Genomic DNA, 12,664 nt, shown 5'->3' on the forward strand with positions numbered 1-12,664 from the left:
ATGGATGCCTGGTCCCGTTGTCTCGAACGCCTTGAGGCGGAGTTCCCGCCCGAAGATGTTCACACCTGGTTGAAGCCGCTGCAGGCGGATCTGCGCGCGGACAGCCTGGTGCTTTATGCGCCAAATGCCTTCATCGTCGACCAGGTACGCGAACTGTACCTGCCGCGGATCAAGGAACTGTTGACGCACTTCGCCGGTTTCGGCGACGTTTTTCTTGAAATCGGCTCGCGCCCCCGCCCCGTAGAGGCGCAGATCGCGCCGAATCCGGGCGCTTACGCGCCGTCGGTGCCAGCCGGGCCGCTGGTGCCGTTTGCCGGCAACCTGGATTCGCACTACACCTTCACCAACTTCGTGGAAGGCCGCAGCAACCAGCTGGGCCTGGCCGCCGCGTTCCAGGCGGCGCAGAAACCGGGCGACCGCGCGCACAACCCGCTGTTGCTGTACGGCGGCACCGGGCTGGGCAAGACCCACCTGATGTTCGCGGCCGGCAATGCGATGCGTCAGGCCAATCCTGCGGCGAAGGTGCTGTACCTGCGATCCGAACAGTTCTTCAGCGCGATGATCCGTGCGCTGCAGGAAAAAACCATGGACCAGTTCAAGCGCCAGTTCCAGCAGGTGGACGCGCTGCTGATCGATGACATCCAGTTCTTCGCCGGCAAGGACCGTACCCAGGAAGAGTTCTTCCATACGTTCAATGCCCTGTTCGACGGCAAGCAGCAGATCATCCTGACGTGCGACCGGTACCCGCGCGAAGTCGAGGGCCTGGAAGCACGGCTGAAGTCGCGCCTGGCCTGGGGCCTGTCGGTGGCCATCGAACCGCCGGACTTCGAGACCCGCGCGGCGATCGTGCTGGCCAAGGCCCGTGAACGGGGTACCGATATCCCTGACGATGTCGCGTTCCTGATTGCCAAAAAAATGCGCTCCAATGTGCGCGACCTCGAGGGTGCGCTGAATACCCTGGCTGCGCGCGCCAATTTCACCGGCCGTGCAATCACCACTGACTTCGCCCAGGAAACCCTGCGCGATCTGCTGCGCGCCCAGCAGCAGGCCATCAGCATTCCGAACATCCAGAAAACCGTGGCCGACTACTACGGGCTGCAGATCAAGGATCTGCTGTCCAAGCGTCGGACCCGGTCGCTGGCCCGTCCGCGCCAGGTTGCCATGGCGCTGACCAAGGAACTGACCGAGCACAGCCTGCCTGAAATCGGCGATGCCTTTGCCGGCCGGGACCACACCACGGTGCTGCATGCCTGCCGGCAGATCCGGACATTGATGGAGGCGGACGGCAAGTTGCGGGAAGACTGGGACAAGCTGATCCGGAAGTTGAGCGAATAGTGCATGGTCGCCGCACAGGCGTCATCGCATAAAACGGTGCAGAATCCGGTAGTAAGCAGGGGACAGGATGTGGATAAAAAAGCCGGCTGTTTTCGCGGTAGATTTATCCACAACTTCCCCTCCCCCTTGGGGGCTGGTAGTGCAGAGGGTTTCGAGGCGTGAAATTCCTTTGTTTACAAAGACTTAGTTGAGTTTTCCCGCGAATCTGGCTCTACCATCACCACCAAGCTTTTGATTTATTCCTTATTTTTTTAAAGCATAGGGGCACGGAACCACATGCGTTTCACACTGCAGCGCGAAGCCTTTCTCAAGCCGTTGGCACAAGTCGTCAACGTGGTCGAACGCCGCCAGACCCTGCCGGTTCTGGCAAATTTCCTGGTCCAGGTGCAGAACGGGCAGCTGTCGCTGACCGGAACGGACCTGGAAGTGGAAATGGTGTCGCGGATCGCGGTGGAAGATGCCCAGGACGGCGAGACCACCATCCCCGCCCGCAAACTCTTCGAGATCATCCGCGCCCTGCCCGATGGCAGCCGGATCACCGTCTCCCAGACCGGTGACAAGATCACCGTGCAGGCCGGCCGTAGCCGCTTCACCCTGGCGACCCTGCCAGCCAACGACTTCCCGTCGGTGGACGAAGTGGAAGCCACCGAGCGTGTCACCATCGGCGAAGCCACCCTGAAGGAACTGATCGAGCGCACCGCGTTCGCCATGGCCCAGCAGGACGTGCGCTACTACCTCAACGGCCTGCTGTTCGACCTGCGCGGCGATGCCCTGCGTACCGTCGCCACCGATGGCCACCGCCTGGCGCTGTGCGAAACCGATCTGGAAAAGGCCAGTGGCGCCAAGCGCCAGATCATCGTGCCGCGCAAGGGTGTGACCGAACTGCAGCGTCTGCTGGAAAGCGGCGATCGCGAGATCGAGCTGGAAGTGGGCCGCAGCCATGTGCGGGTCAAGCGCGACGATGTGACCTTCACCTCGAAGCTGATTGACGGCCGTTTCCCGGATTACGAGGCAGTGATCCCGATCGGTGCCGACCGCGAGGTCAAGGTGGATCGTGAGGCCCTGCGTGCCTCGTTGCAGCGTGCGGCGATTCTGTCCAACGAGAAGTACCGCGGCATCCGGGTGGAAGTCTCGCCGGGCAACTTGAAGATCAGTGCGCACAACCCGGAGCAGGAAGAAGCCCAGGAAGAGATCGAGGCCGACACCACGGTCAGCGATCTGGCCATCGGCTTCAACGTGAACTACCTGCTGGACGCGTTGTCGGCATTGCGCGACGAACACGTGGTCATCCAGCTGCGTGATTCCAACTCCTCCGCGCTGGTGCGTGAAGCCAGCAGCGAGAAGTCGCGTCATGTGGTGATGCCGCTGCGCCTCTGACCAGGCGATGCGGTTCCACGTGGAACCGCAGCGATGAAGAAACCCGGCCTGGTGCCGGGTTTTCTTTTTCCGAGGTTTCAAACGTTCCACGTGGAGCATTCGCGCGGACGCTCGTTTTTCCCTGTCAGTCGGTTCCCGGGCTCGCATCGGAGCCAGCGCACAGATAGGCCCCGCCAGTGCCGCGCCCGCCGTCGGCTGTGATGCCCTGACGCGATCACCAACTGTGATCTGAGACTGGAGAGCTGTGCACTGCGCGATAGCGAAGTCAGCTGTTCGGTGTGATGTGGCGCGCATGGACTCGCGGTCTTGGATCTGCGTTGAATTGCACGGCGGAATCACAGCTCTATGCTTTAAAAACTGTATATAAATCTAAAGCTAGGTGGTGGTGGTAGGGCCAGATTTGGTTGAAAAGTACCTTATCTTGTTGAAATACATAGGGAAATAGGGGTTGAAACCCCCGGTAAAACAGGTGTTGAGCCTGGGGTTGAACCTGTGGATATCTCAAGAGTCATCCACAGGTCCTCCTTTTATCCACAGATTGCACATGGGTTGTGCATAAGTAATACAGAGTTGCTGTGGACAGTGAAAAAGACCCGCTGTGAAATGCTCGCTATCTGAATACGCCGCCTCCGCCCAGCCGCGCAGATTTCAAGAAATCGATGCCGTTTGCCGGCGGACGCCGGAGTCATACCGCGCAGAAACGCCTCGAATTCTTTGAAATCTGCACGGCTGCCCTGCTGCTGCCGCAACAGATTTCAAGAAATCCGACGCGATTTCTGTAGGAGTTACTGCGTCGGCTACCGGGTAGCTGCCAGGTGCATCACGCCGACCACGTGGAACCAGCCCAATGCAGTAAGCTGATCGGCTCCCCTTCCCCGACTGCCGCCCTTGGCGGTGCTGATCGAGCGCATGCACATTCGACGTTTGTCCCTGCACCAGGTTCGTCGCTTCGACAACGTGGAACTGGCCCCCCAGCCGGGCATCAATCTGATCACGGGTGACAACGGTGCCGGCAAGACCAGCGTGCTTGAAGCCCTGCATGTGATGGCCTATGGCCGTAGTTTCCGTGGCCGGGTACGTGATGGCCTGGTACGACAGGGGCATGAGGCGCTGGAAGTGTTCGTGGAATGGGACGAACAGCGCGAAGGTGCTGAAAGCCCCACGCGGCGCAAGGCCGGGCTTCGCCACAGCGGCCAGGAGTGGAAAGGCCGGCTGGATGGCGAGGACGTCGCCCAGCTCGGTAATCTCTGCGCGGCGTTGGCGGTGGTGACCTTCGAGCCGGGTAGCCATGCCCTGGTCAGCGGTGGTGGCGAACCCCGCCGTCGTTTCCTTGATTGGGGCTTGTTCCACGTGGAACCAGACTTTCTTGCGTTGTGGCGACGCTATTCCCGGGCGCTAAAGCAGCGCAACGCCCTGCTCAAGCAAGGCGGACATTCGCATGCCCTGGATGCCTGGGATCGGGAGCTGGCCGAGGCCGGCGAACCCTTGACCGCACGCCGCCAGCATTACCTGGAGCGCCTGCAGGACCGCGCCATCGCATTGGCCGCCTCACTGGCGCCAACGCTGGAGATACAGTCGCTGACCTTGAGTCCTGGTTGGCGAAAGCACGAAGTTTCCCTGTCGGATGCGCTGCTGCTGGCGCGTGAGCGTGACCGGATGGCGGGATATACCTCGGTGGGCCCGCATCGGGCCGACTGGAGCGTGGGTTTTGCCAGTATCCCCGGCCGCGATGCGCTGTCGCGCGGCCAGGCCAAGCTCACCGCCCTGACCTGCCTGTTGGCCCAGGCCGAGGACTATGCCGAACAACGCCGGGAGTGGCCGGTCATCGCGCTGGATGACATTACCTCCGAACTTGATCGTACCCATCAGGGGCGGGTGTTGGAGCGCCTGATGGCCGGCCCGGCGCAGATCTTCATTACTGCCACCGAGACGCCTGCCGCACTGCAGGACATTCGTGAAATCACCCGGTTCCACGTGGAACATGGCCAGATTCTGCCTGTGCCATAGTGTCGACGGGGCCGCCGTGCCCCGACTGGTATAATTGCGGTCGCAACCCCTTATTACTCGGCGCCCCGCCCTCCCGGCGGCGGCCCGACCTGCGGAGCCTATGGCAAGCGCAATGACTGAAGAACAGAACACCCCGGCAACGAACGGCAACTACGACGCCAACAGCATCACCGCACTGGAAGGCCTGGAGGCGGTTCGCAAGCGCCCGGGCATGTACATCGGTGACGTCCATGACGGCACGGGTCTGCACCACATGGTGTTCGAGGTGGTCGACAACTCGATCGATGAAGCCTTGGCTGGCCACGCCGACAACGTGTCGGTGATGATCCACGCCGATGGTTCGGTGTCGGTGTCGGACAACGGTCGCGGCATTCCAACCGGCAAGCACGAGCAGATGAGCAAGAAGCTCGATCGCGACGTCTCTGCGGCCGAAGTGGTGATGACTGTCCTGCACGCCGGCGGCAAGTTCGATGACAACAGCTACAAGGTTTCCGGCGGTCTCCACGGCGTCGGCGTCAGCGTGGTCAATGCGCTGTCGCAGAAGCTGGTCCTGGACATCTACCAGGGCGGTTTCCATTACCAGCAGGAATATGCCGACGGCGCGGCGGTGTACCCGCTGAAGCAGCTGGAAGCCAGCACCAAGCGCGGCACCACCCTGCGCTTCTGGCCGTCGGTGAAAGCGTTCCACGACAATGTCGAGTTCCACTACGACATCCTGGCGCGTCGCCTGCGCGAGCTGTCCTTCCTGAACTCCGGCGTCAAGATCGTCCTGGCCGACGAGCGCGGCGATGGCCGCCGTGACGACTTCCACTACGAAGGCGGCATCCGCAGCTTCGTGGAGCATCTGGCGCAGTTGAAGACGCCGCTGCACCCGAATGTGATCTCGGTAACCGGCGAGGCCAACGGCATCACCGTGGATGTGGCGCTGCAGTGGACCGATTCCTACCAGGAAACGATGTACTGCTTCACCAACAACATTCCGCAGAAGGATGGCGGTACCCACCTCGCCGGTTTCCGCGGCGCGCTCACCCGCGTGCTCAACAACTACATCGAACAGAACGGCATCGCCAAGCAGGCCAAGATCAACCTGACCGGCGATGACATGCGCGAAGGCATGATCGCGGTGCTGTCGGTCAAGGTGCCCGACCCGAGTTTCTCCAGCCAGACCAAGGAAAAACTGGTCAGCTCGGATGTGCGCCCGGCGGTGGAAAGTGCCTTTGGCCAGCGCCTGGAAGAGTTCCTGCAGGAAAACCCGAACGAAGCCAAGGCGATCGCCGGCAAGATCGTCGACGCGGCGCGTGCCCGTGAAGCGGCGCGCAAGGCGCGCGACCTGACCCGTCGCAAGGGTGCGCTGGATATCGCTGGTTTGCCGGGCAAACTGGCCGACTGCCAGGAAAAGGATCCGGCGCTGTCCGAGCTGTTCATCGTCGAGGGTGACTCGGCAGGTGGCTCGGCCAAGCAGGGCCGCAACCGCAAGAACCAGGCGGTGTTGCCGTTGCGCGGCAAGATCCTCAACGTGGAACGTGCGCGTTTCGACCGCATGCTGGCGTCGGACCAGGTTGGTACGCTGATCACCGCACTCGGCACCGGTATCGGGCGCGACGAGTACAACCCGGACAAGCTGCGCTACCACCGCATCATCATCATGACCGATGCCGACGTCGACGGTGCGCACATCCGTACGCTGCTGTTGACCTTCTTCTACCGGCAGATGCCGGAGCTGATCGAGCGTGGCCATATCTACATCGGCCTGCCGCCGCTGTACAAGATCAAGCAGGGCAAGCAGGAGCAGTACCTGAAGGATGACCCGGCGCTGGATGCTTACCTGGCCAGCAGCGCGGTGGAAAATGCGTCGTTGATTCCGGCCGAAGGTGAGCCGGGAATCGAAGGCATGAGTTTGGAGAAGCTGCTGCTGTCCTACGCTTCGGCGCAGGAAACCATCAGCCGCAACGTGCACCGCTATGATCGACAGGTGCTCGAAGCGCTGATCGATTTCACCCCGATGGACCTGGAACACCTGCGCAAGGCCGGTGCCGACGAGGGCTTGGCCGCGCTGGCCAAGCGCTTGAACCGGGGCAACCTGGGGTCGCCGCGTTTCAGCCTGGAACTGCAGGAGCCCACCGACGAGCGCCCGGCCGCGTTGCTGGTCACTCGCAAGCACATGGGCGAGGAGATGATCCAGGTACTGCCGTTGTCGGCGTTCGAAACCGGCGAACTGCGTGCGCTGCACCAATCCTCGCTGTTGCTGCATGGGCTGGTTCGTGGCGGTGCCAAGATCAGCCGGGGTGCCAAGTCCGCCGAGATCGAAAGCTTCTCCGAAGCACGCAACTGGTTGCTGGACGAAGCCAAGAAGGGCCGCCAGATCCAGCGCTTCAAGGGCCTGGGCGAAATGAATCCGGAACAGCTGTGGGACACCACCGTGAACCCGGAAACGCGCCGCCTGCTGCAGGTCCGCATCGAAGACGCGGTGGCGGCAGACCAGATCTTCAGCACCTTGATGGGTGACGTGGTCGAGCCGCGTCGTGACTTCATCGAAGACAATGCGCTGAAGGTCGCCAACCTGGATATCTGACACAATCGGGACAGTGTCGGCCGGTTGCTCCGCGCAACCTGGCCGGCCGTCGCCTCCCGATGTCAGGAATCCGATGTCCGCTACCGCTCCGGCGTCCAGCACGCCTCCTCTGCCTCCTGTCTCATCCTCGGCGTCCGGCAGGAAGCCGGGTTCACCGGTGGCAGGATTTTTCATCGACCTGGGTATCGCCGCGGTCGCGCTGTTTGGCATCAGCCTGATCAGCGGCTTGGCCTGGGGCGTCTATCGTGGTGCCGTGGTGGGTGCACAAGCCACACGCGAAGGCGCTGCGATCGATACGGCCACCCTGGCCCAGCAACTGGGCCAACCCGGTGCCCTGGCGCAGATCCTGATGGCGCTGGTGGCCACTGGCGGCGCCGCGCTGTTGCTGTACTTCCTGCGCCGCCGCGCCGACCGCGGCGAACGCCATGCGTCGCTGCAGGCCGCGCGACGTCCGTCCACCTGGGGTTGGACCCTGCTGGTGGCTGGCGGCGTGGTGATTGGCAGCAACCTGATCGCCTACCTGGCCAAACAGGCCGGGATCGAGCCGGTGCCGACCAACCTGGCCCTGATGGAACAAGCGCTCACCCGCTTCCCGTGGTTCCTGGCGGTGTTCGCGATCGTGTTGGCGCCCGCCTACGAAGAACTGTTGTTCCGCCGCGTGTTGTTCGGCCGCCTCTGGCAGGCCGGGCGCATGTGGCTGGGCATGCTGTTGAGCAGCCTGGCCTTCGCCCTGATCCATGAGATTCCCGGGACCAGCGCCAATGGCCCGTGGGAGATCGCCCAGCTGTGGCTGGTCTACGGCGGCATGGGGGCGGCGTTTGCCTGGTTGTACCAGCGCACCGGCACCTTGTGGGCGCCGATCGTGGCGCATGGCCTGAACAACGCGATCGCCTTGGCCGCCCTGGTGTTCCTTGGTCTTCACTGATCCTTGCCGCGCGCAGAAGAGACTGGCAAGGGCCGGCGGTTCCAGCCTGTCACCGCGCGGCGTTGATGTGGCGACAACAAAATTTTACGCACCGCAGTTCCACACTAGGCACATGAACACGGGGGGCTTGCCATGAAACCAGTGCTGTTCGGGGTTGCGCTTGCGCTGTTGGTCAGCGCGTGCGCCACCACCACCTCGCCGACCGGTCGGCGGCAGATGATCGGTGGTGTTTCCCAAGCCGAGCTGGACCAGCTTGGCGCCCAGGCGTTCAACGAGACCAAGCAGAAGGAAAAGCTCAGCACCGACGGCCGCCAGAACGGCTATGTGCAGTGCGTGGTCAATGCGCTGGTGGCGCAGCTGCCCCCACAGTACCGTGGCGTACGGTGGGAGACGGCGGTGTTCGTCGACAAGGAACCCAATGCGTTCGCCCTGCCTGGCGGCAAGGTCGGGGTCAACAGCGGCATCTTCACCGTGGCCAAGAACCAGGACCAGCTCGCCGCGGTGATCGGGCACGAGATAGGCCATGTGATCTCGCGCCACCACGAAGAGCGCCTGACCCGCCAGATGGGTGCGCAGACCGGCCTGTCCGTGCTGGGCGCGCTGGCCGGCGCCGCCTACGGCGATGGCGCGGCCAGCACCGTCAACCAGCTGGGGGGCATGACCGCGCAGACCGCCTTCCTGCTGCCCGGCTCACGGACCCAGGAAAGCGAGGCCGACGTGGTGGGCCAGCGGCTGATGGCCGAGGCCGGGTTTGACCCGGGCCAGGCGGTCAACCTGTGGCAGAACATGATGGCCGCCAGCGGCGGACGCTCGCCGCAGTGGCTCTCCACCCACCCCGACCCCGCCAACCGCATCCGTGAGCTGCAGCGCGACGCACCGGCGCTGGCCGGTGTCTATCAGCAGGCGCAGTCGGCCGGTCGCAAACCGAGGTGTGGTTGAGATGGCCGGTGACAGCTGCAATACGACCAAAGGATGCTGTATTGCAGCATCGGAAACGATTTCTCACGCCACCAGTTTCTGATACGTTTGGCGGCTCAGATTTTTCTGACAGTCCGTTTTGATGCCGCTACGGCGGTTCGATCGAGGTGAAAGATGATTTTCAGCAACCACAAGCAAGCCGTCCTTTCCGTCCTCATCGCGACCGCAATCGGTGGCGCCATGGTCACCGATGCCCTCGCGCAGTCCTCGCGCTCGGCTGAACGCTCCAATGAGCGCCGCGGCGGCAAGAACAAGGCCACCAAGGCCGAGCCGCTGTACCCGCAGGCCACCCGCCAGGAGCCCGAGGCCAAGTCCTCGCCGAAGCTGGGTGCCAAGCTGCAGAAAATGATTGACAGCTACAACGACCAGAAGTTCCCGGAAACCCGCGCGCTTGCCGACGAGATCCTGGCCAACAGCGCGGCCAACGAGTACGACAAGTCGCTGGCCGCCCAGCTGGCCTCGCAGGCCGCCTACCAGAGCGACGACACCGCCTCGGCCAAGAAGTACCTGCAGCAGGTGCTCCAGTTCAACGGCCTGGACAACAACGGTCACTACCAGTCGATGCTGATGCTCGGCCAGCTGCAGTTGCAGGATGACGAGACCGTCGCCGGCCTGGCCACGCTGGGCAAGTACTTCGCCGAAACCAAGTCGACCAAGCCCGAAGAGCTGGTGGCCAAGGGCCAGGCCCTGTACCAGGCCCAGCGCTACGCCGAGGCCATCCCGGTGCTGCAGCAGGCCATTGCCGGCGCCACCGAGCCCAAGGACAGCTGGAACCAGCTGCTGATGGCGGCCATGTCCGAAGCCGGCCAGACCGGTGAAGCGGTCAAGCAGGCCGAAGCCATCGCCGCGCGCAACCCCACCGACAAGAAAGCCCAGCTCAACCTGGCCAGCATGTACATGCAGGCCGACCAGATGGACAAGGCCGGCGCCGTGATGGCCAAGCTGTATACGGCCGGCCAGCTGACTGAAGAGCGTGAGTACAAGCAGCTGTACTCGATCTACGCCAACAGCGAGGGCAAAGAAAAGGAAGTTATTGCCGTTATCAATGAAGGGTTGCAGAAGGGCATCCTGAAGCCGGACTATCAGGTGTACCTGGCACAGGCCCAGGCGTACTACTACTCCGACCCGCAGCAGACGGACAAGGCAATTGAAGCGTGGCAGAACGCCGCCCCGCTCTCCAAGGACGGTGAAACCTACCTGAACCTGGCAAAGGTGCTGTATCAGGAAGGGCGTGTGCCGCAGGCCAAGGAAGCCGCCCGGCAGGCAAAATCCAAGGGTGTGAAGAACCCCAAGGATGCTGACAAAATCATCAACCTGAAGTAAGTAGGAATAACGCCTGAATGCCTGCACCAGTGATGCGCAGGCGCTCAGGATTGGTATAAGCTTGGAGGTTCCTGCGGTGTCATGCACCGCTGATCATGGGCTACCTGTCCCCGGGTATCCCGGCCCCACTATTGAGCTCTTGGCGCATGACGGAACAACTAGTCGTTCACAGGTACGAACAACGCGATGACACCGGCTTAAGCTGGCCGCGTATCGTGGGTATCGCTTTTGTAGTCGCACTGCATCTCGCCGCCTTCATGATGCTTCTGATTCCAGCCGTGGCCCCCAAGGCCGCGACGGAGAAGGAACGCAACATCATGGTGACCCTGGTGGACGCCCCGCCGCCGCCCCCACCGCCGCCGCCGCCGCCGCCGCCGACCGATACCCCACCGCCGCCGGTGAAGAATCTGTCGCCGCCGAAGCCGTCGCCGGTACCGCCGCCGCCGCAGGCCCCGGTCGTCGATATCCCGGACCCGCGTCCCACCGATATCGTCACGCCGCCATCGCCTCCGTCGCCGCCGGCACCGCCGAGCCAGATCGAGGCCAGTGTCGATATCTCCTCGAAGAACATGAACCCCCCGCGTTACCCGCCGGCAGCTTTCCGTGCAGGTATCCAGGGTGAAGTGATCCTGATCATTGATGTCGACGCCAATGGCAACGTCACCAATGTGTCGGTCGAACGGTCCAGCCGTAACCGTGACCTCGACCGCGCCGCGATGGAAGCAGCACGCAAGTGGAGCTTCCGTTCTGCGGAGTCGGGCGGGAAGAAGGTCGCAGGTCGCGTTCGCGTCCCGGTCAACTTTGCGCTGAACTGATGGTGCCGGTGGCCTGACGGCCACCGCTCCCTCGGTTATTCAAAGCAACATCATTCATCACCACACACAACAAAGGTAAGCGTCATGCTGCAGGAACTTTTCATCGCCGCTGCTGCCGGGGGCAACCCGTCGAACGCCCTCTCGCAGATGGGCTTCGAGCACTTGATCCACGAAATGACCACCAAGCCGGGTGATTTCGCCGTTTCCTGGGTCGTGCTGCTGACCCTGATCATCATGTCGGCCATGTCCTGGTACTGGACCGTCATCAACATCTTCCGTGCTACCCGCCTCAAGAGCGCTGCCGACAAGGTCGTGAGCCTGTTCTGGGATACCCCGAACGCCCAGGACGCCATCCGTGCGATGGAAGAACAGCCGGCTTCGGAGCCCTTCTCGAAGATCGCCCTTGACGCTGCCCAGGCAGCGGCCCATCACCAGCGTGCCGAAGGCGGCGCAACCGGTGGCGGCCTGGGTGAGAACCTGAGCCGTTCGGAGTTCGTCGATCGCGCCCTGCGTCAGGCCGTGACCCGCGAAAGCAACAACCTGCAGTCGGGCATGACCCTGCTGGCCACCGTCGGTGCAACCGCTCCGTTCGTCGGTCTGCTGGGTACCGTGTGGGGCATCTACGGCGCGCTGATCAAGATCGGTGCCACCGGTTCCGCCTCGATCGACGCCGTTGCTGGCCCGGTGGGTGAAGCACTGATCATGACCGCCATCGGTCTGTTCGTGGCTATCCCGGCCGTGTTCGCCTTCAACTTCTTCAGCAAGATCAACAGCGCCACGATCAGCAAGTTCGATACGTTCGCTCACGACCTGCACGACTTCTTCGCCACCGGCTCGCGCGTTCGCTAATTGCGACGCGCTTTCCCTGGCAAGAACGTAGTCAACACGATCTAGACGGAGCCCGTTATGGCTTTCAGTAGTGGTAACAGCGGCGGCCCCATGGCCGACATCAACGTTACGCCCCTCGTGGACGTGATGCTGGTGCTGCTGATCATCTTCATCATCACGGCGCCTCTGATGTCCCACAAGGTCAAGGTGGATCTGCCCGAGGCCAACCTGGTGCAGAACCCGGAAGACGCTGAAAAGCGTTCGGGCCCGATCACCCTGGCAGTCAAGGAAGACGGCTCGATCTACTGGAACGACGAGGAAATCGACAAGCAGACTCTCGAGTCGCGCTTGGCGACCGCCGCCCAGCAGACCCCCCAGCCCCCGCTCAATCTGCGTGGTGACCGCACCACCAAGATGCGCGTCATCAACGAAATGACGAAGATTGCGCAGGAGCAGGGCATGCTCGACGTTGGCTTTGTTGCCACCAAAGAGAAGGGGCAGTAA

At 62.7% G+C, this 12,664-nt stretch carries 10 protein-coding genes; all 10 read left to right on the forward strand.

What is annotated here, in order from left to right; genetic code table 11:
* The 10 genes from dnaA to AC3IR9_RS00050 all read left to right on the forward strand — a co-directional run bounded on the left by dnaA (position 1) and on the right by AC3IR9_RS00050 (position 12,664).
* Entirely contained in the window at positions 1-1,335 is a 1,335-nt protein-coding gene (gene dnaA, locus AC3IR9_RS00005; RefSeq protein WP_489293187.1) for a chromosomal replication initiator protein DnaA, read from the forward strand.
* Positions 1,336-1,611: 276 nt separating this feature from the next.
* Entirely contained in the window at positions 1,612-2,712 is a 1,101-nt protein-coding gene (gene dnaN, locus AC3IR9_RS00010) for a DNA polymerase III subunit beta (RefSeq protein ID WP_489293188.1), read from the forward strand.
* 909 nt (positions 2,713-3,621) lie between these two features.
* Entirely contained in the window at positions 3,622-4,719 is a 1,098-nt protein-coding gene (gene recF, locus AC3IR9_RS00015) for a DNA replication/repair protein RecF (RefSeq protein WP_489293190.1), read from the forward strand.
* A 112-nt stretch (positions 4,720-4,831) separates the two neighbouring features.
* Positions 4,832-7,291: a DNA topoisomerase (ATP-hydrolyzing) subunit B gene (gene gyrB, locus AC3IR9_RS00020; protein ID WP_489293191.1), complete on the forward strand. Its 2,460-nt coding sequence runs from the start codon at positions 4,832-4,834 to the stop codon at positions 7,289-7,291.
* Between the two features lie 73 nt (positions 7,292-7,364).
* Complete coding sequence (locus tag AC3IR9_RS00025) at positions 7,365-8,216, forward strand: CPBP family glutamic-type intramembrane protease (RefSeq protein ID WP_489293193.1); 852 nt, start codon at positions 7,365-7,367, stop codon at positions 8,214-8,216.
* 132 nt (positions 8,217-8,348) lie between these two features.
* Positions 8,349-9,155, forward strand: a complete 807-nt coding sequence (locus AC3IR9_RS00030; protein ID WP_489293194.1) for a M48 family metallopeptidase — start codon at positions 8,349-8,351, stop codon at positions 9,153-9,155.
* 153 nt (positions 9,156-9,308) lie between these two features.
* Positions 9,309-10,517, forward strand: a complete 1,209-nt coding sequence (locus AC3IR9_RS00035) for a tetratricopeptide repeat protein (protein ID WP_489293195.1) — start codon at positions 9,309-9,311, stop codon at positions 10,515-10,517.
* Positions 10,518-10,663: 146 nt separating this feature from the next.
* The gene (locus tag AC3IR9_RS00040; RefSeq protein ID WP_489293196.1) at positions 10,664-11,332 is read left to right on the forward strand and encodes an energy transducer TonB; all 669 of its coding nucleotides are present in this window, start codon (positions 10,664-10,666) and stop codon (positions 11,330-11,332) included.
* 84 nt (positions 11,333-11,416) lie between these two features.
* Positions 11,417-12,181 (forward strand): TonB-system energizer ExbB, encoded by a 765-nt coding sequence (gene exbB / locus AC3IR9_RS00045; RefSeq protein WP_228884824.1) that lies wholly within the window; start codon positions 11,417-11,419, stop codon positions 12,179-12,181.
* A 57-nt stretch (positions 12,182-12,238) separates the two neighbouring features.
* A complete protein-coding gene (locus AC3IR9_RS00050; protein ID WP_489293198.1) occupies positions 12,239-12,664 on the forward strand; it encodes an ExbD/TolR family protein in 426 nt (141 codons plus the stop codon).

It is taken from the genome of Stenotrophomonas sp. GL_101 (assembly GCF_057835675.1).